The organism is Sphaerisporangium siamense (genome assembly GCF_014205275.1).
Classification (GTDB): Bacteria; Actinomycetota; Actinomycetes; order Streptosporangiales; family Streptosporangiaceae; genus Sphaerisporangium; species Sphaerisporangium siamense.
Genome location: NZ_JACHND010000001.1, coordinates 4,002,697 through 4,025,190 on the forward strand (window position 1 = coordinate 4,002,697; position 22,494 = coordinate 4,025,190).

The window sequence follows — 22,494 nt, forward strand, 5'->3', positions numbered from 1 at the left end:
CCGGGGGGGAGGTGAGGCCGGTGGGCCGCTGGGTCGAGGTCGCCGACCATGTCTGGGTGCGCCGTCACACCGAGCTGGACCTGTCGCTCGGCCTGGTCGCCGGCGAGCGCGCCTGCCTGGTGGTCGACACCGGCGCCGACGAACGGCAGGGCGCCGAGTTCGCGGCGGCCGTCCGCGAGCTGACCGGACTGCCGTGGTCGGTCGTGCTGACCCACGCCCACTTCGACCACGCCTTCGGCACGGCGGCGTTCGACGGAGCCACGGTGTGGGCGCACCCGGGCTGCCGGGCCGAGCTGGCCGGCGGAGCGCAAGACCAGCGGACGACCTGGGCGGCGTACTACCGCGCGCAGGGCGACCCCGAGGCCGCGGCCCGCGTCGAGACCGCGCGCATCGTGCCGCCGGACCAGCTCGTCGACGCCGCCGCCGAGATCGACCTCGGCGGCCGTGCCGTGCGGCTCCTGCACCCCGGCCCCGGCCACACCGGCCACGACCTGGTGGCGCACGTGCCGGACGCGGGCGTGCTCTTCGCCGGCGACCTCGTCGAGCAGGGCGCGCCGCCCTCGTTCGACGACTCCCACCCGGCGGCCTGGCCCGCCGCGGTGGACCGGCTGCTGGACCTCGGGGCACGCACGGTGGTGCCCGGGCACGGCGAGCCGGTGGACGCCGCGTTCGTGACCCGGCAGCGCGATGAGCTCGCCGAGATCGCGGACCTGTGCCGGGCCGTGGCCGCCGGCGAGATGACGGCGGACGTTGCGCTCGCGCGCTCGCCCTACCCCGCAGCGTTCACCTCCGAGGCGCTGCGCCGGGCCGCCACGTCCTCGTGACGGCCCCGGGCGCGCCGGGGCGGTCATCCGGGAGCCCGGGGCCCGGCCGGGCTACTCCTCGTCCGGGGCGTCCGGCCCGGCCGGAGACGGGGGAGCGAGGGCGGGGCCGCTGCCGAGCGCCCCGCCGATCGCGGCGATGTCCGGCGCGACCCGCACGCCCGAGCCGTCGCGGCGTCCGAGCTCGGACGGCAGCTCCACCGGCTTGCCCGTCGAGGACACGGCCTTGACCGGCGCGGGGCCCGCCCAGGCCAGCACCAGGACGTCCTCGCCCTTGAGGAAGCGCTGGGCGCGGACGCCGCCGGTGGCCCTGCCCTTGGGCGGGAAGTCGGCGTAGTCCGACACCTTGCCGCCGCCCATGCCGGTGCCGGGCAGCGCCGAGGCCGACCCGGCGATGGTGACCACGCGGGACTCGCGGGAGGGATCGACCACCCCGTACCAGATGACCTTGGCGCCGTCGGCGAGGCGGATGCCGGCCATGCCCCCGGCGGGCCGCCCCTGCGGGCGCACCGAGGACGCCGGGAAGCGCAGCACCTGGGCGTCGGAGGAGATGAACACCAGGTCATGGTCCTCGGAGGTGACCTCGACGGCGCCGACCACGCTGTCGCCGGGCTTGAGGCCGATGACCTCGAAGTCGTCGCGGTTCACGGGGTACTCGGGCACGACGCGCTTGACCATGCCGTGTGCGGTGCCGAGCGCCAGCCCGAGCCCTTGGGGGTCGAGGGAGCCGAGGCCCACGACGTGCTCGCCGGGGTTGAGCGTGACGTACTCGCTCACCGGATGGCCGCCGGACAGGGACGGGGGAGCGGCCGTGGACGGCAGCGCGGGCAGGTCGAGCACCGAGACGCGGATGGCGCGCCCGGCGGAGGTGATCACGCCGACCTCGCCTCTGACCGTCGAGCGCACGACCGCGACCAGCACATCGTGAGCCGAGCGTTCCTCGCCGGTGCCGAGCGGGACGGCGTCGCCGGTGCGGGCGAGCAGGCCGGTGGAGGACAGCAGCACCAGGCACGGGTCGTCGGCGACCTCCAGCGGCATGGCCGCCGCGGTCGCGACGCTCGCGCCGTCCTCCAGCAGGACGGTGCGGCGCGGGGCGCCGTAGGTCTTGGCGACGTCGGCCAGCTCGCCGGACACGACCCGGCGCAGCTTGTCCTCGGAGGACAGGATGGCGGCGAGCTCGGCGATCTCGTCGTTCAACGTCTGACGCTCGCGGTCCAGCTCCAGCTTGTCGTACCGGGTGAGGCGGCGCAGCGGGGTGTCGAGGATGTAGACGGCCTGGGTCTCGGACAGGTCGAAGATCTCCATGAGGCGGGCGCGCGCCTCAGCGGAGTCCTCGGAGGAGCGAATGACCTGGATGACCTCGTCGATGTTGAGCAGCGCGACGATGAGGCCGTCCACCAGGTGGAGGCGCTCCTCGCGCTTGCGCAGCCGGTGGGCGGACCTGCGGCGCACGACGTCGATGCGGTGGTCGACGTAGACCTGGAGCAGCTCGCGCAGGCCGAGCGTGCGGGGCTGGCCGTCGACCAGCGCCACGTTGTTGATGCCGAACGTCTCCTCCATGGGAGTCAGGCGGTAGAGCTCGGCGAGCACGGCCTCGGGGTGGAAGCCGTTCTTGACCTCGATGACCAGGCGCAGGCCCTTGTGCCGGTCGGTGAGGTCCTTCAGGTCGGAGATGCCGGACAACCTCTTGGAGGTCACCAGCTCCTTGATCTTGGTGATGACCCGCTCGGGCCCGACGTTGAAGGGCAGCTCGGTGACGACGATGCCCTTGCGCCGGGGGGTGACCTGCTCGACGGTGGCCTTGGCGCGCATGCGGAAGGTGCCGCGGCCGGTCTGGTAGGCGTCGCGGACGCCGGAGAGCCCGATGATCGTGCCGCCGGTCGGCAGGTCGGGCCCGGGGACGAAGCGCATCAGCTCGTCGAGCGTGGCGCCCGGGTTCTTGATCAGGTGGCGGGCGGCGGCGATGACCTCGACGAGGTTGTGCGGCGCCATGTTGGTCGCCATGCCGACCGCGATGCCGGAGGCGCCGTTCACCAGGAGGTTGGGGAAGGCGCTCGGCAGGACCGTCGGCTCGGTCTCCTGGCCGTCGTAGTTCGGCTTGAAGTCGACGGTGTCCTCGTCGATGGACTGCACCATCAGCATGGCCGCGGGGGCCAGGCGCGCCTCGGTGTACCGCATGGCGGCGGGGAGATCGTCGGGGGAGCCGAAGTTGCCGTGCCCGTCCACCAGCGGCAGCCGCATCGAGAACGGCTGGGCCATGCGCACCAGCGCGTCGTAGATGGCGCTGTCGCCGTGGGGGTGCAGCTTGCCCATCACGTCGCCGACGACGCGCGAGGACTTCACGTGCCCGCGCTCGGGCCGCAGGCCCATCTCGCTCATCGAGTAGAGGATGCGGCGTTGGACCGGCTTGAGGCCGTCACGGGCGTCGGGGAGCGCGCGCTGGTAGATCACCGAGTAGGCGTACTCGAGGTAGCTCGTGCGCATCTCGGTCGCCACGTCGATGTCGACGATGCGTTCCTCGAAGTCTTCCGGCGGGGGCGTGGTGGTGCGTCGGGCCATATCGAACATTGTGCCGAAGCTTGGAGGTGCTCCGCGACCCGAAGCGCTTTTGCGCCCGTACGACGGCAGGCGCGGCGGCGTCGGCCGTTTGGACGTCTCCGGCACGGATAAGGCTCATGCGTTCGCGCCGGGCTCACCCCGCCCGGCAGTCGCCGAGGTGACCGGCGATCGCAGTTTGGTAGTGTCGCCATCGACCGAAGGGAGTGCCCATGAGCGAGATCGCACGTATGTACGCCGTCGTCCTGGACTGTCCGGACCCCCAGGCGCTGGCCGCCTTCTACTCGGCCGTGCTCGGGTGGAAGGTCGTGGACGACCGGCCCGACTGGGTCACCATCAGCGGAGGCGGGGACTACAAGCTGTCCTTCCAGCACGCCGAGGACTTCAGGGCGCCGGTGTGGCCGTCGTCCGACCACCCTCAGCAGATGCACCTGGACCTGGTCGTGGACGACCGCGAGAAGTCCGGCGCCCAGGTGGTCGCCCTGGGCGCGGTCCAGCACTCCCACCAGCCGGGACGGGACTTCACCGTCTACCTCGACCCGGCGGGCCACCCCTTCTGCCTCTGCGACGACTGAGGGGCCGGCCGGGCCCGGCGCCCGTTCAGGCGGCGGGCGTCGTGCCCCCCGGGCGGGGGAAACGGATCACGTTGCGGCCCGTGTACGCCTGCAGGTGAACGATCGTGGAATCGGTCGCGGACTCGGAGGACGGCTTGCGGCGGTGCGCGGAACGGATGTCGCGCACCTTGTGCCGTGGTACGTAAGCGGGTACCGCCGCCAGCCTCTTCATCGAACCCCCCGCCGTGACGCATTCGTTATATAGATGTCTACAGATGTGATCGTAAGACCATCGTAAAGATCGCGGATGGCCGCTAGTAGGGCAGGGGGCGTCCCGACGGGGACCTCAGGTCCAGGGACGCCGCCGTCTCGGTGCGGCGGTTCGTGCGCGGACGGGCGATTCTGATGCGCCTCATCGACGGCTCCTTCCTCTGCGAGGTGCCGGTGTCCCTGGGCACACCATTTCTCCGCGAGGTTGACGTCTTCTTATCAACGGCTTGCAGCCCCCGTCCGCCGGGCGCGCGCGGCCGCGGCCGTCGCCGTTCCCCTTCCCGGGCCGGTGCCGGTGCCGTTACGCTTGGTGTTCCCTTGACCACAGAATGACTCCGTCGTCGGCGCCGCGCCGGTGAGTCAGGTCTGGCCGGGTGTCTGCGAGGGAGCCTCATGACCAGAATGATCGACATCGACCCGTCCGAGTCGCCGCGCGCGCGTTTCGCCTACGAGCTGCGCCGCCACCGTCTCGCGGCGCGGCTCACGCAGAAACAGCTCGCCCGCAGGATCGGCTTCTCCACCAGCGCGGTGGCCATGGTCGAGACCTCCAAGTTCCGCCCTTCCGAGCGCTTCGCCGAGCGGTGTGACGAGGCGTTCGGCCTGGACGGCGTGGTGACCCGCCTGTACGCCGAGGTCTGGCCGCCCCCGCCCCCGGTCCCCGCCCACTTCCGCGACTGGGCGGTCGAGGAACGGCGTGCCACCGCCCTGCGGTTCTGGGCGCCCATGCTCGTCCCCGGCATGCTGCAGACCGAGAGCTACGCGCGCCGGGTGCTCTCCCGCCTGCCCGGGGCCACGGAAACGGAGATCGAGCAGCGCCTGTCGGCCCGCATGCTCCGCCAGGCCGTGCTGTCCCGCGACGACGGCCCGGTCATCACGGCGCTGATCGACGAGGGGGTGTTGCACCGCCCCGTCGGCGGGCCCGCGGTCATGCGCGAACAGCTCGCCCACCTGGTGGCGATGACCCGCCACCCGCGGGTCACCGTCCAGATCGTGCCCTACGGCGCCGAGGCCCTGTCGGGGCTGAACGGCGCCTACTCCATCGCCGAGATGCGCGGCAACCCGTACATGGTGCGCGTCGAGTCCCAGCCCTGGGGGCGCACCCTGTCGGAACGGGGCCTGATCGCCGACCTGGTCAAGGGCTTCGACGCCATCCGCGCCGACGCCTATCCCCAGCACCTGTCCATCGTCATGATCGAAGAGACGATGACGTCCGAATGGGCCTGAGCGGGTCTGTCGGCAGTGGGGGCGCTGTGCGTTCGGCTCTGCGTGAGCGGGTAAAGGGCCGGTCCCTGGATCGCCAATTATGCGTACATGGTCGTCCGGCCATGACGGCTCCCGGGAGGTTTCGGGGTAATTCGGGAGAGACGCGTAAGGGGTGAGGATCATGGCGAAGTGCGAAGTATGCGGCAATGACTATGACATGAGCTTCGAGATCCACGCCAAGGGCGGCGTGCACACCTACGACAGCTTCGAGTGCGCCATCCAGGGCATGGCCCCCACCTGCGAGAACTGCGGCGTCCGCATCGTCGGGCACGGCGTCGACGCCGGCGGCCACTGGTACTGCTGCGCCCACTGCGCGCGCAGGCAGGGCGTCTCCGCGATCGTCGACCACGTCGGCGCCGCGACCTACTGACCGCCCGCGTCCACGCGGTCGTACCGTCGCCGCGACATCGTGGCGGGACGGGGTCCCGCCGCGCGTCCTGGACGGTCCAGGTCCCGCTCTGGCTAATTTATGGTCGTGCCGCTTGCCTTATGGGTGGTGTTGCGGACATTGTTAGGGATGCCGGTCCGGCGGGTGAGGTCAGGTCACCCGCCGGGCCGGTTCCGTGATCCTTCCAGGGGCGCCGCCATGCCCCGCGACCGCCGGGCCGCTGCGGCGCTCACGCCGCCGCCCAGGCCGGAACCGGAACCGGAACCCGCGGATCCCCGCGGTCAGGACCGGACGGGAACGACGGCCGCCGCCGATCACACGCACCCCCGGCCAGTACCGCCCGCACCCACCACGACCGGCGAGGCTCTCCGCTCGCGATCGTGTCCGCCTTTGGCGGGGGAGGGCGCGGAATCTGTTGTGAGGTCCGGCCGGTCAGTCCTTGTCGGACGGTTTGCGGCTGCCCGCGACCAGGCGGTCACGTCCGGCGGGCGGCGGCGCGTCGCGGGGGGACTCGGGGTCCTCGGAGCCGGACTCGGCGGGCTTGGCGGCGCGGCGGGCGCGCGGCGCCTTGCGCGGCGCGGTGACCTCGGCGGTGTCGGAGCCCTCCGGAGACCCCGATGACCCTGATGAGCCGGACGTCCCGGACCCGGAGGAGGTCCCGGGCGAGCCGGGGGAGTCTGAGGAACCGGAGGCGCCGTCGCCGGGGTGGTCCTTCATCTTGGCGAAGGTGACGGGACCCGCCGGGGGCGGCTTGGACGTGGCGTCCCCGTCGCGGGGAGCGTCCACCCGGGTGACCTCGTGGTCGGAGGCCGTCCCGGTGGGCCGGGCGGTGTCGCGCCAGGAGGAGATGACGTCGTCGGCCTCGGCGTCGGCGGCCATCTCGCCGGCGGCCTCGGCCTCGCGCCGCCGGATCACGACGAGGTGGTCGACCGAGACGCGGCCCGCGCCGACCACGGCGAGCAGCACCGACGCGGCTCCGAGCGCGACGACGAGGTTGACGTCCCCGCCGGTGAGCGGCAGGCCGGTGTCCCCGCTGACGAGGGCGAACACCGCCAGCGCCTCGGCGAACAGGATGAGCCCGCAGGCGGGCACGGCGAGACCCGCGACCAGCAGCGCCCCGCCGAGCAGTTCGATGAGCATGGTGGCGGCGGCCCACACACCCGGCCCGGGGGCGCCCATCTTCGCGAACTGGTCGCTCGTCGCGGTCAGCCCGAACTCCAGCTTGTGCCAGCCGTTGGCGAAGAAGATCCCGCCGACGCCCAGCCGGGCGGCGAGCGCGGCGAGATCCTGGAAGGCTCGTCTCACGGTAGCCATTCTGTAGGGGTCTGTCCGTGTTGCACAGGCGATTGCCCTGTATCCCTCCCGTCATGCGCGGTGGGCGTGGAAGGCGCACGCGCGGCCCGTCCGCGTAGATCGCCGAGGGGCGGCGCGCCGTTCTGGAGGGACCGCTGGGGTTGCCGGTCACGGTGAGGCGGTCCCGACCTCTCTAGAGAGCTATAGGTATATGTCCGACATCTAGGCAAAGGGTGATCCGCAACAGACCATTACGGCGTGGGGAACGCCAGCGAGGAATCCGATCCCTCTCCGGTGCCGTCCCCGCGAGACCGCTCCGATCCCCGCGCCTGGTGTGTGGTCGCCGTCGCACGGCTGGCCCGCGACCAGCCGGAGGGAGCGCTGGAGGCCGCCGGCGAGGCGGTCGAACGCGATCCCGACGGCGAGTGGGGGCATCGGCTGACGAGTCTCGCCCTCGAACGCCTCGGCCGCGACTCCGAGGCGGTCGTCGCGGCTCAGGACGCCGTCCGGCTCGCACCCGGCTCCTGGGCCGCGCGGCTACGTCTGGGCGCGGCCCTGCGCAGGCTCCCCGGCCGCTGGAGGGACGCCTGGGCGCAGGCCCAGCAGGCCGTCCGCTTCGCCCCCGAGCAGCCCGACCCGCACGTCCTCATCGGCGACCTGGCGCTGGCCCGGGGCGACCACGGGCAGGCCGCCACCGCCTACCGGGCGGCCCTGCGCCGCGACGCCGACCACCCCGGCGCCCGCGTCAACCTCGGCCTCACCTTCCTGCGCTGGGACCGCCCCCGCGACCACCACGACCCGACCTGGCAGGTGGACCCGCGCGAGACCGCCCGCGCCCGCCGCGCGCTGGAAACGTGGGCCAGGCATCTGCGCGCCCTGTTCGCGGCCTGCCTCGCCGCGGTGGCCGTGCTGTCCTTCTGGTACGGACTGCGCGAGGAGGCCACGATCGGCGGCGCCGCCGCGTTCCTGGTGGCCGCGGCGATCACCGTGCGCCAGGCGAGGAAGGTCCAGGTCTGGCGGTTCGTGCCCGGCATGCTGGCCCGCGACCTGTGGCTCGCGGTCGCCGTCTCGGTCACCCTGCTGGTGACGGCCGCCTACGCGGTCGCCCTGGCCACCATGCCCACCTGGTCGCTCGCCGACGAGGCGCGCACGGCCCTCCCGCTCGTCTCCGCCGCCTCCCCCCTGGTGCGGTGGGACGACGTCCTCGGCGCCTTCTGGGCGGGGCTGTTCGGCCTCGTGCTGTTCAACGGCGTGGCGGTGCTGCTGTTCCGCGCCCTGGCGGAGGCGTGGCGGGGCAGGCCCGTGCGGGCGCTCGCCGAGTTCACCGCCGTGCCGCCCGAGCGGGTCGGCCTGCGCGACCTCGGCGTCACGCTGTGGATCGTGGCCACGCGCCTGTGGTTCCTCGTCGCCGCCCTCGCCCTGGCGCCGCTGATCGCCGGAGAGCCGCGCGCGGCGCTCGCCGGGCCGCTCGTCCCCGCCGCGCTGGTGTACGTGTGGGCCAGGGGCGGTCTGCGGTCACGGCGGCGCGAGGTCGCGTCCTCGGACGCGTGGCTGCTGGTGGCCGTGCTCGCCCTTCTGGTCGCCTCGGGCGCCCTGGTCGTGGCCGGCGCCGTGCCGGCGGGGGACCCGGTGGCCGTCCGGGCCTGGTGGACGGTCGCGGCGGCCCAGCTCGCCGTGCTGCTCGCCTTCGCCGCGCGGGCGGCCAGGGGCTGGTGGCGCGGCTCGGCGGGGCCGTGGCGGGCGTCGCTGGTCCCGTGCGACGGCTGCGGCCCGCGCCTGCCGGGGGAGGTCACCCCCTCGGTGGGGCTCAGCGCTGATGTGCGGCGCGCCTTCACCCACTCCCGGGGCGTCGTGCTGTCCTACACCGACGCCGCGGGGCCCCGCACGCTGGCCGTCGGCGCCGTCACCTCGGTCAGCCCGTCCGGCGACCTGCGGCTGATCGCCGCGGAGGACGCCTGGGCGGCGGCGGAGCGCGACCCGCGCGTGGCCGTCTTCGTCGCCGACCCGGCCGAGCGCCGGTTCTGGGCGGAGGTGCGCGGCATCGCCCTGGCCGACCCGGCCGACAACGTGCTGCGGGTGACGCCCAAGCACGTGCTCGTCGGCGAGTACCCCGGCCGTCACGAGGCCAGGGCCGTCTCGCGCCGCCCCTGAGCCGCCTCTGAGCCGCCCCCTCGGCATCCGCCGCCCCAGCGGTCCCAATGGGCGGCTCCCGGCCCGTAACCCGTCCACGCCGGTCCCCGTCCGCGCGCATGGACGCGCGGCGCGCGGAAAGGGGACAGGGCCGGGGACGCGCGCCGAACGTCCCGGTGCGGTATAACCGGGAGGCGACCGGGGAGGCAAAATGCGGGACTCCGACAGGGCCCGGCCGGCGGGGCGCGCCGTGGCCCGCGATCACTTCGAGCGTGTCCGGAAAGGCTATTTCAGACTTTCGCGCGGGCAGAGGCGTGCCCTCTTCGCCGGAGGTCTCGCCGCGGGCGCGATCCTCGCCCTGGTCCTCGGCTGGTCGTTCGCGGCCTTCGTCACGATCTTCTTACTCCTCTGCTACGCCGACCTCACGCTGAGGTTCCCCCGCGCCGCCGCGACCGTCCTGGTCGTGGTGGCGTGGTGTTCCGTCATGGTCGCGATGGGGGGCTTCGTCCAGCCGAACTCCGCGCTGCCCACCATGTTCATCCTGCTCGGCGTGCTGACCGGCGGGGCCGCGCACCTGATCCAGCACGTCACCCCGTGGGTCACCACCCTGGCCGCGCTCGGCGCCGCCGCCATGGTGACCTTCGCCGTGGCCACCTTCTCGCCGCAGATCGCCCTGTTCGCCGCCTACGGCGTGGCGGTGGTCGTGCTGGTGTACCGGCTGGTCCAGGCCGTCCAGGTGCGTCGCGCCAGGGCGGCGGCGTCGGCCGTGCCCGCGCAGGTCAGGCAGCGGGCGCGCGAGGGCGCCGCCGACCGCGCCGCCGCGGCCGAGCACGAGGTGCCGCCGCCCATCTCCGTCGAGGAGGCGCTCGGCGAGCTGGAGAGCATGATCGGGCTGGACCCGGTCAAGGAGCAGGTGCGCTCCATCGCCGCCTCCATCGAGGCGGCGCGGCTGCGCGCCGAGGCCGGCTACTTCACCGAGCAGCCGATGCGCCACTTCGTCTTCGTCGGCCCGCCCGGCACGGGCAAGACCTCCGTCGCCCGCACCGTCGCCAAGATCTTCTACGCCTTCGGCCTGCTGGATACGCCCTACGTCGTGGAGGCCCAGCGCGCCGACCTCGTCGGCGAGTACCTCGGGGCCACCGCGATCAAGACCAACGAGCTGATCGACCAGGCCCTCGGCGGCGTGCTGTTCATCGACGAGGCCTACGGCCTGATGAACTCCGGCGACGGCCAGCCCGACCGTTTCGGCGCCGAGGCCGTGCAGACCCTGCTCAAGCGCGCCGAGGACGACCGCGACCGGCTGATCATCATCCTGGCCGGCTACGACAAGGAGATGACCACCTTCCTGTCGTCCAACCCCGGGCTGTCCTCCCGCTTCGCCACCAGGATCAACTTCCCGTCCTACGCGCCCGCCGAGCTGCTGAGCATCGTCCGGCTCCTCAGCGACCGGCGCAGCGAGCGGCTGTCGGCGGACGCGCCCGCCGCGCTGATCGGCATGTTCGAGGACGTCCACCGCCGCAACCTGGTGGACGAGCTGGGCAACGCCCGGTTCGCGCGCAGCCTGGTCGAGGCGGCGGCCCAGGCCCGCGACGTCCGCGTCGTGGGCGCGGGCGGCGCGCCGACCCGCGACGACCTGATCACGACAACCACCGCCGACCTGACCAAGGCGTTCAACGAGATCACCGCCAGGTTCCGCGGCTACATGGCCACCCCGACCCTGGAGGAGGCCCTGGCCGACCTCGACCGCATGGCCGGCCTCGAACCCGTCAAGCGGCAGGTCCACGCCATCGCCGCCCAGCTCCGCGTCGCCCGCATGCGCCAGGAGCAGGGGCTGCCCGCGCCGCCGCAGATGCGGCACTTCGTCTTCGTGGGGCCGCCGGGCACGGGCAAGACCACGGTGGCGCGCGTGCTCGGCCGCGTCTTCGCCGCGCTCGGCCTGCTCTCGCGGCCGGACGTCGTCGAGGCGTCCCGCGCCGACATGGTCGGCCAGCACCTCGGGGCCACCGCGATCAAGACCAACGAGCTGGTCGACCGCGCGCTCGGCGGCGTGCTGTTCATCGACGAGGCGTACAGCCTGGTCAACAGCGGCTACCAGGGCGGGGACGCCTTCGGCGCCGAGGCGGTGCAGACCCTGCTCAAGCGCGCCGAGGACGACCGCGACCGGCTGGTGATCATCCTCGCCGGGTACGCCGCCGAGATGGAGCGCCTGCTGGCCACCAACCCGGGCCTGGCCAGCAGGTTCAACCAGCGCGTGACGTTCCCGTCCTACACCTCCGCCGAGCTGACCGCGATCGCCGGCCTGCTCGCCGAAGGCGCGGGTGACCGCTTCGACGCCTCCGCCGAGCGCGACCTCGGCGACGTCTTCTCCTACGTCTGCGCCGAGGGCCTGATCGACGGCCTCGGCAACGGCCGCTTCGCCCGGTCGCTGTTCGAGCGCGCCGCCCTCGGGCGCGACGTGCGCCTGGCCGGGCGCGGCGGCACCGCCAGCGCCGAGGAGCTGACGACGATCACCAGCGCCGACGTGCGCGCGGCCGTGGACGAGCTCGCCGGACGCTAGAAACCGCCCGCGAGCCCCCGAATCCGGCCCGCGCCGGGGCCGTCTCACCCGACACCTGACCCGGTTGACCACATTCTTGTCACCACGCCGTTACCCGATGTAGCAGGATGGGCACACACGGTCGCGAGACCGGCCCTGCGACAGGGTAATCGGCGGAAGGGGGGCGATGGCGGGTTTCCTGCTGCGCCGGCTGGTCAACTACGCGGTCCTGATCGCCGTCGCCACGAGCCTGGCGTACATGCTGGCCGCCCTCGCCCTGGATCCCCGGTCCAACTACGAGGGGCGCAACCCCCGGCCCCCGGCCGCGGTCGTCGACGCCCAGCTGTCGCTGTACAACCTCAACGACCGCACCCCGCTCGTCCGGCGGTACCTGCGGTGGGCCGGCGGCGTGCTGCGGGGCGACCTCGGCAGGACGTGGAACGGCGACCGCGTGGACGCCGAGGTGCGGCGGCGCGTCGGCGTCACGCTGCGGCTCATCGTGCTCGGCCTCGTGCTCGGCAGCGTGGCCGGAGTGCTCACCGGCGCGCTGGCGGCCGTGCGGCAGTACGGCTGGTTCGACCGCCTGTCCACCATGGCCGCGTTCGTGGTGCTGGCCGTCCCCACCGTCGTGCTGGCCAACATGCTGATCATCATGGCGGTCTGGCTCAACGACCGCCTGGGCGTCCAGGTGTTCCTGGTCAGCGGCGAGCACACCCCCGGCCTCGACGGCGGGGTGGGCGCCGGGCTCCTCGACCGCGTCAAGCACCTGGCCCTGCCCACCGTCTCGCTCGCCCTCGGCCAGATCGCCGTCTACAGCCGCTACCAGCGCAACATGATGCTCGACGTCCTCGACGCCGACTTCGTGCGCACCGCGATGGCCAAGGGGCTGCGCCGGCGCACGGCCCTGGTCAAGCACGCCCTTCGCACCGCGCTGATCCCCGCGGTCACCTACTTCGCGTTCACCTTCGGCTCGCTGCTGGTGGGCGCGACCATCACCGAGTCGGTGTTCGGCTGGCACGGCATGGGCGAGGAACTGGTCGCCTCGATCCGGTCCAACGACGTCAACATGGTCGCGGCGATCAGCTGCTTCGCCGCGCTCGCCGTGCTGACGGCGTCGCTGGCCGCCGACGTGCTGCACGCCGTCCTCGACCCCAGGGTCCGGGTGTCCTGACATGATGACGCTGCCGGAGGAGGAGTACGCCGAGATCGCGGCGGACGCCGGGAGCGGGCGCGTCCCCTCCCGGACACGGGTGGTCGCCGCGCGGTTCTTCGGCACGCGGCAGGGGCGTCTGGGGTTCGCGCTGCTGGCCCTGCTGTTCCTGCTCGCCTTCGCCGGGCCGCTGGTCGCCCCCTGGTCCTACACCGACATGGACTTCTCGGCGTTCATGCGGCCGCCCTCGGCGTCCCACTGGTTCGGCACGCTGCAGACCGGCTCGGACGTCTTCGCCCTCACCCTGCGCGGCGCGCAGAAGTCGCTCACCGTGGGCCTGCTGGTCGCGGTGGTGTCGACGGCGGTCGCGGCGGTCGTCGGCTCGTTCGCCGGCTACTTCCTCGGCTGGACCGACCGCACGCTCATGTGGGTGGCCGACCTGCTGCTCGTGCTGCCGGCGTTCCTGATCCTGGCCATCATGTCGCCGCTGCTCGCGGCGGGACGGTTGCTGCTGTTCGCGCTGATGCTGGCGCTGTTCCTGTGGATGGTCACCTCCAAGATCGTCCGGGGCATGACCAAGGCGATCAAGGAGCGCGAGTACGTCAAGGCGGCGCGGTTCATGGGCGTGCCGCCCGCGAGGATCATCTACCGGCACGTGCTGCCCAACCTGGCCTCGCTGCTGGTCGTGGACGCCACCCTCAACGTCAGCGCCGCCATCCTCACCGAGACGACGCTGTCGTACTTCGGCTTCGGCATCCAGCCGCCGGACGTCTCGCTCGGGGCGCTGATCGCCGACGGCTCCCGCACGGCCCTGTACGCGCCGTGGACGTTCTGGTTCGCCGCCGGGGTGCTGGTCCTCGCCGTCCTGGCCGTCAACCTCGTCGGCGACTCGCTGCGCGACGCCCTCGACCCCGGCGCGGGGGGCGGGAGATGACCGGGCGGGCCGGCGACGAGCCTGTTCTGGCGGTCCGGGGCCTGGAGGTGCGCTTCGGCGACGTCCCGGTCGTGCGGGGGATCGACTACTCGGTCGCGGCGGGCGAGATCCTCGGCGTGGTCGGCGAGTCGGGGTCGGGCAAGTCGGTGAGCTGCCTGGCCGTCATGGGCCTGCTCCCGCGGCACGCCAAGGTCGCGGGATCGGTGCTGCTGCACGGCCGGGAGCTGCTCGGCGCGCCTGAGAAGGAACTGGCCGCCGTCCGCGGCGCCACGATGTCCATGATCTTCCAGGACCCTCTGTCGGCCCTGACGCCGGTCTACCGGGTCGGCGACCAGATCGCCGAGGCCGTCCGCGTCCACCGGGGGATGAGCGGGCGGCAGGCCGCCGAGCGCGCGGTCGAACTGCTCGACCTGGTGGGCATTCCGAACCCCCGGCAACGCGCCCGGGCGTTCCCGCACGAGTTCTCCGGCGGCATGCGCCAGCGCGCGGTGATCGCCATGGCCATCGCCAACGACCCCGACGTCATCCTGTGCGACGAGCCGACCACGGCGCTGGACGTCACCATCCAGGCCCAGGTCCTGGAGGTGCTGAAACAGGCACGCCGCGAGACCGGCGCCGCCATCGTCCTGATCACCCACGACCTCGGCGTGGTCGCGGGCCTCGCCGACCGCGTGCTCGTCATGTACGCGGGGCGGCACGTCGAGTCCGGCGCGGTCCGCGACGTCTACCACCACCCCCGCATGCCCTACACGATCGGCCTGCTCGGCTCGGTGCCGCGCCTGGACACCGGCCGGGAGGTCCCCCTGACGCCGATCGAGGGGGCCCCGCCGTCGGCCGCGGCCCTCCCCTCGGGCTGCCCGTTCCGGCCGCGCTGCCCCATGGCCGTCGCCGCCTGCGAGGAGGCCGAGCCTCCGCTCGCCGAGGTCGGACCCGGGCACCGGGCCGCCTGCCTGCGCGCCGGCGAGATCACCGACCGCCCGGCCGCGCTGGCGCCCGCGCCCGGCGTCCTCGTGCCGCCGCCCCGGGAGGAATCGGTGGTGCTGGAGGTCGACGGCCTGGTCAAGCACCACCCCCTGACCAAGGGCGCGGTGTTCCGGCGCCGCGTCGGCACCGTGCGGGCCGTGGACGGCGTCTCCTTCGACGTCCGCGAGGGCGAGACGCTGGGGCTGGTGGGGGAGTCCGGCTGCGGGAAGACCACCGCGCTCATGGAGATCCTGGAGCTGGCCGGCCCCCAGGAGGGCCGCGTCGTGGTCTTCGGGCGTGACACCGCCGCGCTCACCCCCCGCGACCGCATGGCCGTGCGCCGCGACCTCCAGGTCGTCTTCCAGGACCCCCTGGCCTCGCTCGACCCGCGCATGACCGTCCACGACATCGTCGGCGAGCCGCTGGTCACCCACGGGTGCGCCGACACCGGCCCCCGCGTCCGCCGGTTGCTGCGCCTGGTCGGGCTCGACCCCGCGCACGCCGCGCGCTACCCGCGCGACCTGTCGGGCGGCCAGCGCCAGCGCGTGGCCGTCGCACGGGCCCTCGCCCTGGAGCCGCGACTGGTCATCCTGGACGAGCCGGTGTCCGCGCTGGACGTCTCGGTCCAGGCCGGGGTGGTCAACCTGCTGTCGAAGCTCGCGGACCGGCTCGGGCTGTCGTACCTGTTCGTGGCGCACGATCTGGCCGTCGTGCGGCACATCGCCCACCGCGTGGCCGTGATGTACCTCGGCAGGATCGCCGAGATCGGCGCGGTCGAGCTGATCTACGGCGCCCCGGCCCACCCCTACACCCAGGCCCTGCTGTCGGCGGTGCCCATCCCCGACCCCGACAAGGAGCGCGAGCGCCGCCGCATCCTGCTCGACGGCGACCTGCCGAGCCCCGCCGACCCTCCGTCGGGCTGCCGGTTCCGCACCCGCTGCCCGAAGTTCAAGGCCCTGACCGACGCGCGGCGGGTCCGCTGCGTGGAGGAGGAGCCGCAGGTCCGGCCGATGGGCGGCGATCAGGGCGCCGCCTGCCACTACGCGGAGAGGGCCGGCGTCGTCTAGGGGCGCGGACCCGTCCCCGGCCGTTCCCGGTGAGCCTCAGTGATTCCCATTGATCCCGGTCATCTTGGAGGAGAACGTGACAGTGCCGCCCGCGCCTTCGGCGTACCCACCACCCTGGACACCCCTCGCGCCGCCGCGATCGGCGCGCGGGCGGCGGCGCGCGCCGGTCGCGGCGCTGACGGCCGTCCTGGTGACCGTGCTGCCCGTGGCCGGATGCGGGGGAGGAGGCACCGGAGGCGCCTCGCCCGGCGGGGCGCCCGCGACCACCAAGTCGTTCGACATCAACCCGGCGCCGCGCGAGCGGGTCAGGGACGGCGGCACGCTGCGCTGGGGCATCACCGAGTTCCCCACCCAGTGGAACCTCAACCACGTCGACGGCAACCTCGCCGAGGTCAAGAAGGTCGTCGACGCCCTGATGCCGGCCGCGTTCCGCTCCGACGAGAAGGCCGCGGCCACGCCCAACACCGACTACGTGCTGGACGCCCGGGTGATCGCCACCAGCCCGCGCCAGGTCGTCTCCTACAAGCTCAACCCCCGGGCCCGCTGGTCGGACGGCAGGCCGATCACCTGGCAGGACTACGAGGCGCAGTGGAAGGCCCTGCGCGGCCGCGACCTGGACTACCACGTCGCCTCCACGACCGGCTACCAGGACATCGCGAGCGTGCGGCGCGGCGACGACGACCACGAGGTGCTGGTCACCTTCGCCAACCCCTTCAGCGAGTGGCAAGCGCTGTTCTGGCCGCTGTATCCGAAGTCCGCCAACGCCAGCCCCGAGGCGTTCAACACCGGCTGGCTGAACCGCGTCCCCGTCACCGCGGGGCCGTTCCGGTTCGGCTCCTTCGACCCGACGGCCAAGACCGTCACGCTCGTCCGCGACGAGCACTGGTGGGGAGGCCGCGCCAAGCTCGACAAGATCATTTACCGGTCGCTGGCCACCGACGCGCTGGTCGGGGCCTTCACCAACGGCGAGCTGGACGTGTTCGACATCGGGCCGTCCGCGCCCGACTACGCCAGGGCCAGGAACGCCAGGGGGGCCGTGATCCGCCAGGCGGCGGGCCCGGACTTCCGGCACTTCACCTTCAACGGCGAGAGCCCCGCCCTGGCCGACCCGCGGGTGCGCCAGGCCGTCGTCCTCGGGCTGGACCGCTCCGCGATCACCCGCTCCGACCTGCAGGGGCTGGACTGGAACACCGCCCCGCTGAACAACCACTTCTTCATGAACACCCAGGAGGGCTACCAGGACAACGCGGGCGGCCTCGGGAAGTACGATCCGGCCAAGGCCGAGCGGCTGCTGGACGCGGCCGGGTGGCACCGGGCGAGCCCGTCCCGGGTCAAGGGCGGCCGCGAGCTCAGCGTGCGGTTCGTGATCCCGTCGGGGCTCGCGCTCAGCAAGACCGAGGCCGAGCTGACCCAGGCAATGCTCGCCAAGATCGGCGTCAAGGTGGCGATCCAATCCGTCCCCAGCGACGACTTCTTCGCGAAGTACATCATCCCCGGCAACTTCGACATCGCGCCGTTCTCCTACATCGGCACGCCGTTCCCGATCTCCAGCAGCTACGGCACCTACGCCGACGCCACCAGAGGCCCGGGCGGCAAGGTGCAGTGGAACGCCAACTTCGGCAGGTCAGGCTCCCCGGAGATCGACACGGCGATGCGCAGGGCCTCCTCCGACCTCAACCCCGAGCGGGCGCGCGCCGGCGCCAACGAGGCCGACCGCCTGATCTGGCAGAAGGTCAACGTGCTGCCCCTCTACCAGCGGCCGCAGAACTGGGGGGTCAAGGCGCGCCTGGCCAACATCGGCGCCCCCGGCTTCTACACCCTGAAGTACGCCGACATCGGCTTCCTGCGCTGACCCCGCCCCCGCGGCCGCCGGGCCCTAAGGGCCCGGCGGCGGCTCGTCGGGGATGTCGGCGATGTCGTCCAGGGCGGCGGCCAGCTCGTCCGGGTGGTCGCCGATGCGCTCGGCGATCTCCATCAGTACGTGCAGCACGTCGTGGCGGTCGTGGCCGAGGTCGAGCAGGCGCTGCGCGGCCTCCCACATCTGCTCGGGGTCGCCGTTCCACAGCCGGGTGGCGATCTCCTCATGCCAGGCCAGGTGCTCGGCGAAGTCGGGGCGGTCGCGCTCGGCGGCGTGGTCGATCTCCAGCAGGATGCGCCGGTCGGCGTCCTCGGCCGGGTGCAGGGCCGACAGGTCGACGTCCCCGCGCATGCCCTCCAGGAACGGGAAGGCGAACGCCCGCCGCGCCAGGGCCGACAGGTCGCCGTCCGGGAGCAGTCGCCGCACCAAGGAGCGGTCCAGGCCGAAGGTCGTCGGGTCCCGGTAGGCCTCCGTGAAGCGCCCCATGGCCTCGTAGACGGCGTCCAGGGTGGCCCTGAGGCCCTCCTCGGGCAGGCCGGTCCTCGGGGCCGCGAAGCGCACCCAGGACAGCAGGACGTGCGGCATGGCGTCCTGCTCGGCCGGGTCGAGCAGCACCTTGCGCGGCAGCCAGTCCAGCAGGAACGTCTCGCACTTGGTGGGGCTGACCCGCAGCGGCCGGTTGAAGTCCTGGTCGCAGCCGTAGTCGATGATGTGGTCGGCGCAGCGGGACGCCGCGGACGGGTCCGACAGGTGCTCGGCGGCGTCGGAGGCCAGGAACTCGGCCGCCAGCATCGCCCGGCGGTCCCGGCTGTAGGGGGCCTCGCTGAACAGCGGGGCCGGGCGCTTGCGGCCCGGCGGCAACGCCTTGATGCGGGCCCGGGCGAAGGCGTGGTAGGCGCTGTAGCCGTCGCTGACGATGGTGGTCGACTTGCGGCCGAGCCCCTCGGCCGTGGCCTTCATGGCGAACTCCAGCAGCGCGCGGGCCTGCTGGGGCTCCAGCTCCTCGAAGCGCAGCATCGGATTGCCGGCGGCCTCGATGCCGGCCTTCTCCAGCAGGGTGTCGACCTGCGAGGAGACCCACGCGTCACGGGCCATGCCGCGCATGTTGTAGTCGACGATCACCACCAGGGCGTGCGGATCCTCGGCGGGGCCCTGCGCCGCGCCGCTCCCGGCCTCCTGGACGGCCCCGGCGGCGCCGGGAACGGTCCTGGGCACGCCGCGGTAGGCGAAGGTGCACACCACCGTGTCCTGGTCGCCGTAGGCGTCCCTGGAGACGTAGCAGCCCTGCGGCTTGACCGCCCCCACCCGCTCGGCCCAGCGGGGCCGCGCCACGTCGGACTCCATGAGCGCCAGCGCGGCGCCCTCGGCCTTGGCGGCCTGGCGCGCGGTGCCGAGATAGGCGACCGCGATCAGCAGGGTGAGCGCCGCGGGCGTGCCGGCCTTGGCCGCGTAGTCGACCAGGCCCTCGCCCAGGAACTCCTCGACGTCGCCGCGGCGTAAGCGCCTGCCCCACCACGCGCCCAGCATGTCGGAGACCATCAGCTCGGCGTCCAGGGGGCTGCGCACGGCCAGCAGCTCGCGCGCCGCCACGAGCATCTCCGCGAAAACGTCGTCCGGCGGCGGTGTCCCCCTGGGGTCTCGGCGTCGTCGGCGGCTCACGACCCTTACCTTCTCGCATTTCGGGCCCGAACGGCGCGCGGAACGCCGTGTGGTGACCCCGCTGTTACCCGAAATCCCCGGTTGCGGGCCTCCGTGGCCCGCGAGTGTCACCGGACGGTGCGAAGAATGTCACCTTCGCGGCCGACGAGCGGAGCGGAGGCCGCCAGCGCGCGCAGGTGTTCGCGCGCGATGCGCTCCACCGCCGGCGCGGAGACCTCCAGGCCCAGGTGGGCGGCGCACGCCCACACGTCCTCCACGCATCGCTCGACCGTTTCCTGGCGCACCGTCGCGAACTCGCCGGACAGGCGCTCGCTGACGAGCCCGCGCGCCCCCGCCAGGGAGCTGGGCTCGCGGGGCCGCTCGGGTCCCGGCCCGGTGTGCCGCGTCGCAAGAGCAGGCATGGGCGGTTTCGCATCCCTCCGGTGAGCCGGGGGACGTCCATCCCCCGGGGCAGTGCTCTTAGGGGGCGTGCGTACCCATTCCATCCTGAATCACGCGAGTGTCAACCCCTCGCGGTGTAAGGCTTACCCGGCACATCCGGCACCACAGGCGCCCCGCTCGTGGGAAGCTGGTCCCCGAGCGTGTCCGGTCCGCGGATGTGCCACGCCGCCCGGCACGAAACGGTACCGTTCCCTCAAGGACGACGGGAAGGTGACAGCTTGATCGACCTGGGGAAGATCCGGCGCGCCCAGCGCCGGACGCCGAGAAAGTCGGCCGATCTCGCTGCACACGGCGGCGTGTTTTTGACAGGATGCGTTGACCGCATCGCGGCCGGGGCTTCCGTCCGCGCGTGCCCATCACCGATGATGTAGTGCAGTTCTGCGCTGCCAATCACAGTTATGGAGATGTGCCTCGTGGGAGACCCTGGCACGCGACGGAGGTGCCGACCATGAGCGCCGACACCTCCGTGCCCCGTCCCCGGGAGTCGGGTGTGGACATCTCAGACCCCGCCCTGTTCGAGGGCCTGCTCGCGGAGGCTCCGTTCGCCTTCGCGTTCTTCGACACGTCCGCCAGGTTCCTGCGGGTCAACCAGAGCTTCGCCGACCTGAGCGGCGTCGCGGCCGACGAGCACGCGGGGCGCACGGCCTCCGAGATCCTCTCCGCCGATCTCTCCGCCCTGGTGGACGCCGCCCTGCGCAGGGTCGTGGGCGAGCACCGCGCCGTCGCCGGCGGCGACCAGCGCTACCGCGGCATGTCTCCCGCCGGCGAGCTGCGCCACTGGAGCCTCTCGTTCTACCCGATCCACGGTGACAAGGGCGCGGTCGCGGGCGTCGCCCTGTTCGGCGTGGACGTCACCGAGCGCCAGCTCACCGAAGAGGAGCTGCGCCGCAGCGAGGAGCGCTACCGCTCCCTGGTCGAGTCCCAGCAGCAGCTCGTGTGGATCACCTCGCCCAACGGCGCCGTCGTCGAGGACGCCCCGCAGTGGCGCGCCATCACCGGCCAGAGCCTGGAGGAGTACCTCGCCTACGGCTGGCTGGACGCCGTGCACCCCGACGACCGGCAGGCCGCCGACGAGGCCTGGCGCGAGGCGCTGCGCGGCCGCACGATGTTCGAGTGGAGCTACCGCGTCCGCACCCGGGCGAGCGGTTACCGCCACTTCGAGGTCCGCGCCGTCCCGATCATCCGCCACGGCCGGGTGATCGAGTGGGTCGGCGCCAACACCGACGTCACCCCGCAGCGCGAGGCGGAGGAGATGCGGGGCCGGCTGACCGACCAGCTCGGCGCCGCCGCCCTGCGCACCGCACGCCTTCAGGGCGCGACCGCCCTGCTGGCCGAGGCCCTCACCGTCGAGCAGGTCGTCCAGGTCATCATCGACGTCGGCCGCACGGCCCTGGCCGCCGACAAGTCGGCGGTGGCCCTGCTCGACCTGGACCGCGCCACGCTGAAGATGACCCACAGCGGCGGGCTCCCCGACGCCCCGGGGGAGGAGATCCCGCTCTCGCAGTCCAGCGTGATGACCATCGCCGTCAACAGCCGCAGGCCCGTCTTCGCCGAGTCGCCCGAGAGCCTGAAGGCCCAGCTCGTCGAGGCCGGCGCGGACGAGTCGGTGATCTCCGGGTTCCTCGCCCACAGCGACGAGCGGGCCTGGGTCGGCCTGCCGCTGCTGGCGGCGGGACGCGCGCTCGGGGCGCTGCGGTTCGCCTTCACCCGCCCGCAGAAGATCTCCCAGGAGGACGGCGTCTTCCTGGAGGCCCTCGCGGGCCAGTGCGCGCTCGCCGTGGAGCGGGCCACGCTGTTCGAGCGCGAGCACCGCACCGCCGAGACCCTGCAGCGCAGCCTCCTGCCCGACCGGCTGCCGGTGATCCCCGGCCTGGTGCTGGCCCAGCGCTTCCGCTCGGGGAGCAGGCACGTCCAGGTCGGCGGCGACTGGTACGACGCGTTCGTCCTGCAGGACGCCCGGGTCGCGGCCGTCGTCGGCGACGTCATGGGCAAGGGCGTCAAGGCGGCGGCGGGCATGGGCCGCATCCGCAACGCCATGCGCGCCCTGGCGCTGACCAACCCGCCGCCCGCGGCCGTGCTGACGGGCCTCGACCGGGTCTTCGACGCCACCGAGGAGGAGGAGGCCGTCACCACCCTGGCCTACATGGTCGTCGAGCCCGGCACCGGCGAGGGCACCCTCGCCCTGGCCGGGCATCCGCCGCCCCTGCTGGTGTCCCCGCAGGGCACCGCGGTCCTGTCCGACGGCGAGCCCGGCACTCCGCTCGGCTGGCCGACCGTCCGCAAGCAGTTCCGGTTCTGCGTCCCGCCGGGGCACACGGCGGTGCTCTACTCCGACGGTCTGGTCGAGAATCGCAAGCGAGGGCTCGACGCCGGTCTGGCGGAGCTTTCGTCCGTCGTCGCGGAAGCACCCCCTGAAGTCCTAGGAAATCCGCATATGTTGCTTGACTTCCTGGTGGACAGGATGCTGGCGGGGTATGAGCAGGACGATGACGTCACAGTGCTCGCCGTCCACGTGCCGGCCGCCACAAAGAGTGACTGAATGAAACAGTCATAAGGGTTGCTTTCGGGTATCGGTGACCCGCTTCCGTACGCACTACTGTTCCGGTCGGCC

Annotated in this window: 16 protein-coding genes; 11 read left to right on the forward strand and 5 right to left on the reverse strand. The window is 73.0% G+C overall.

Going from position 1 to position 22,494, the window contains the following annotated elements:
* The first annotated feature begins 20 nt into the window (after positions 1-20).
* Positions 21-824, forward strand: coding sequence for an MBL fold metallo-hydrolase (locus tag BJ982_RS18285; RefSeq protein ID WP_184881653.1), 804 nt, complete (start codon positions 21-23; stop codon positions 822-824).
* Positions 825-875: 51 nt separating this feature from the next.
* On the opposite strand, the gene BJ982_RS18290 is transcribed toward BJ982_RS18285, so the two are convergent.
* A complete protein-coding gene (locus BJ982_RS18290) occupies positions 876-3,380 on the reverse strand; it encodes a DNA gyrase/topoisomerase IV subunit A (RefSeq protein WP_184881655.1) in 2,505 nt (834 codons plus the stop codon).
* 209 nt (positions 3,381-3,589) lie between these two features.
* Here BJ982_RS18290 and BJ982_RS18295 point away from each other — a divergent pair, with 209 nt between their 5' ends.
* Positions 3,590-3,952 (forward strand): VOC family protein, encoded by a 363-nt coding sequence (locus BJ982_RS18295; RefSeq protein WP_184881657.1) that lies wholly within the window; start codon positions 3,590-3,592, stop codon positions 3,950-3,952.
* 25 nt (positions 3,953-3,977) lie between these two features.
* Here the strand turns inward: BJ982_RS18295 and BJ982_RS18300 are convergent, their stop codons facing one another.
* Positions 3,978-4,118: a hypothetical protein gene (locus BJ982_RS18300; protein WP_239123305.1), complete on the reverse strand. Its 141-nt coding sequence runs from the start codon at positions 4,116-4,118 to the stop codon at positions 3,978-3,980.
* A 476-nt stretch (positions 4,119-4,594) separates the two neighbouring features.
* Here BJ982_RS18300 and BJ982_RS18305 point away from each other — a divergent pair, with 476 nt between their 5' ends.
* Together BJ982_RS18305 and BJ982_RS18310 are read left to right on the forward strand one after the other, a co-directional pair.
* Entirely contained in the window at positions 4,595-5,425 is an 831-nt protein-coding gene (locus tag BJ982_RS18305; protein ID WP_184881661.1) for a helix-turn-helix domain-containing protein, read from the forward strand.
* 160 nt (positions 5,426-5,585) lie between these two features.
* Positions 5,586-5,834: a metallothionein gene (locus BJ982_RS18310; RefSeq protein ID WP_184616576.1), complete on the forward strand. Its 249-nt coding sequence runs from the start codon at positions 5,586-5,588 to the stop codon at positions 5,832-5,834.
* A gap of 450 nt (positions 5,835-6,284) precedes the next feature.
* On the opposite strand, the gene BJ982_RS18315 is transcribed toward BJ982_RS18310, so the two are convergent.
* Complete coding sequence (locus BJ982_RS18315; RefSeq protein WP_184881663.1) at positions 6,285-7,157, reverse strand: DoxX family protein; 873 nt, start codon at positions 7,155-7,157, stop codon at positions 6,285-6,287.
* A gap of 246 nt (positions 7,158-7,403) precedes the next feature.
* On the opposite strand from BJ982_RS18315, the gene BJ982_RS18320 reads away from it, so the two are divergent.
* The 6 genes from BJ982_RS18320 to BJ982_RS18345 all read left to right on the forward strand — a co-directional run bounded on the left by BJ982_RS18320 (position 7,404) and on the right by BJ982_RS18345 (position 17,777).
* Positions 7,404-9,296, forward strand: a complete 1,893-nt coding sequence (locus BJ982_RS18320; RefSeq protein ID WP_184881665.1) for a CHAT domain-containing protein — start codon at positions 7,404-7,406, stop codon at positions 9,294-9,296.
* Positions 9,297-9,486: 190 nt separating this feature from the next.
* Positions 9,487-11,832 carry an AAA family ATPase gene (locus tag BJ982_RS18325; protein WP_184881667.1) on the forward strand — a complete coding sequence of 782 codons (2,346 nt, stop codon included), beginning with the start codon at positions 9,487-9,489 and terminating at the stop codon, positions 11,830-11,832.
* A 166-nt stretch (positions 11,833-11,998) separates the two neighbouring features.
* Positions 11,999-12,982, forward strand: a complete 984-nt coding sequence (locus BJ982_RS18330; RefSeq protein ID WP_184881669.1) for an ABC transporter permease — start codon at positions 11,999-12,001, stop codon at positions 12,980-12,982.
* Between the two features lie 4 nt (positions 12,983-12,986).
* Complete coding sequence (locus BJ982_RS18335) at positions 12,987-13,895, forward strand: ABC transporter permease (protein WP_184889016.1); 909 nt, start codon at positions 12,987-12,989, stop codon at positions 13,893-13,895.
* Positions 13,892-15,925 carry an ABC transporter ATP-binding protein gene (locus tag BJ982_RS18340; RefSeq protein ID WP_184881671.1) on the forward strand — a complete coding sequence of 678 codons (2,034 nt, stop codon included), beginning with the start codon at positions 13,892-13,894 and terminating at the stop codon, positions 15,923-15,925. The genes BJ982_RS18335 and BJ982_RS18340 overlap by 4 nt, the downstream gene beginning before the upstream one ends.
* Before the next feature lie 76 nt (positions 15,926-16,001).
* Positions 16,002-17,777, forward strand: a complete 1,776-nt coding sequence (locus BJ982_RS18345) for an ABC transporter family substrate-binding protein (RefSeq protein WP_239123303.1) — start codon at positions 16,002-16,004, stop codon at positions 17,775-17,777.
* Positions 17,778-17,801: 24 nt separating this feature from the next.
* On the opposite strand, the gene BJ982_RS18350 is transcribed toward BJ982_RS18345, so the two are convergent.
* On the reverse strand, positions 17,802-19,379 hold the full coding sequence (locus BJ982_RS18350) for a hypothetical protein (RefSeq protein ID WP_184889020.1): 1,578 nt from the start codon (positions 19,377-19,379) through the stop codon (positions 17,802-17,804).
* 170 nt (positions 19,380-19,549) lie between these two features.
* Complete coding sequence (locus BJ982_RS18355) at positions 19,550-19,843, reverse strand: hypothetical protein (protein ID WP_239123301.1); 294 nt, start codon at positions 19,841-19,843, stop codon at positions 19,550-19,552.
* Between the two features lie 488 nt (positions 19,844-20,331).
* On the opposite strand from BJ982_RS18355, the gene BJ982_RS18360 reads away from it, so the two are divergent.
* Positions 20,332-22,422: a SpoIIE family protein phosphatase gene (locus tag BJ982_RS18360; protein ID WP_184881673.1), complete on the forward strand. Its 2,091-nt coding sequence runs from the start codon at positions 20,332-20,334 to the stop codon at positions 22,420-22,422.
* Positions 22,423-22,494: the final 72 nt, after the last annotated feature.

Coding starts and splice junctions, on each gene's coding strand:
- BJ982_RS18290 (WP_184881655.1), bottom strand. CDS start 3,380: ATGGCCCGACGCACCACCACGCCCCCGCCGGAAGACTTCGAGGAACGC.
- BJ982_RS18295 (WP_184881657.1), top strand. CDS start 3,590: ATGAGCGAGATCGCACGTATGTACGCCGTCGTCCTGGACTGTCCGGAC.
- BJ982_RS18305 (WP_184881661.1), top strand. CDS start 4,595: ATGACCAGAATGATCGACATCGACCCGTCCGAGTCGCCGCGCGCGCGT.
- BJ982_RS18310 (WP_184616576.1), top strand. CDS start 5,586: ATGGCGAAGTGCGAAGTATGCGGCAATGACTATGACATGAGCTTCGAG.
- BJ982_RS18325 (WP_184881667.1), top strand. CDS start 9,487: ATGCGGGACTCCGACAGGGCCCGGCCGGCGGGGCGCGCCGTGGCCCGC.
- BJ982_RS18330 (WP_184881669.1), top strand. CDS start 11,999: ATGGCGGGTTTCCTGCTGCGCCGGCTGGTCAACTACGCGGTCCTGATC.
- BJ982_RS18335 (WP_184889016.1), top strand. CDS start 12,987: ATGACGCTGCCGGAGGAGGAGTACGCCGAGATCGCGGCGGACGCCGGG.
- BJ982_RS18340 (WP_184881671.1), top strand. CDS start 13,892: ATGACCGGGCGGGCCGGCGACGAGCCTGTTCTGGCGGTCCGGGGCCTG.
- BJ982_RS18350 (WP_184889020.1), bottom strand. CDS start 19,379: ATGCTCGTGGCGGCGCGCGAGCTGCTGGCCGTGCGCAGCCCCCTGGAC.
- BJ982_RS18355 (WP_239123301.1), bottom strand. CDS start 19,843: ATGCCTGCTCTTGCGACGCGGCACACCGGGCCGGGACCCGAGCGGCCC.
- BJ982_RS18360 (WP_184881673.1), top strand. CDS start 20,332: ATGAGCGCCGACACCTCCGTGCCCCGTCCCCGGGAGTCGGGTGTGGAC.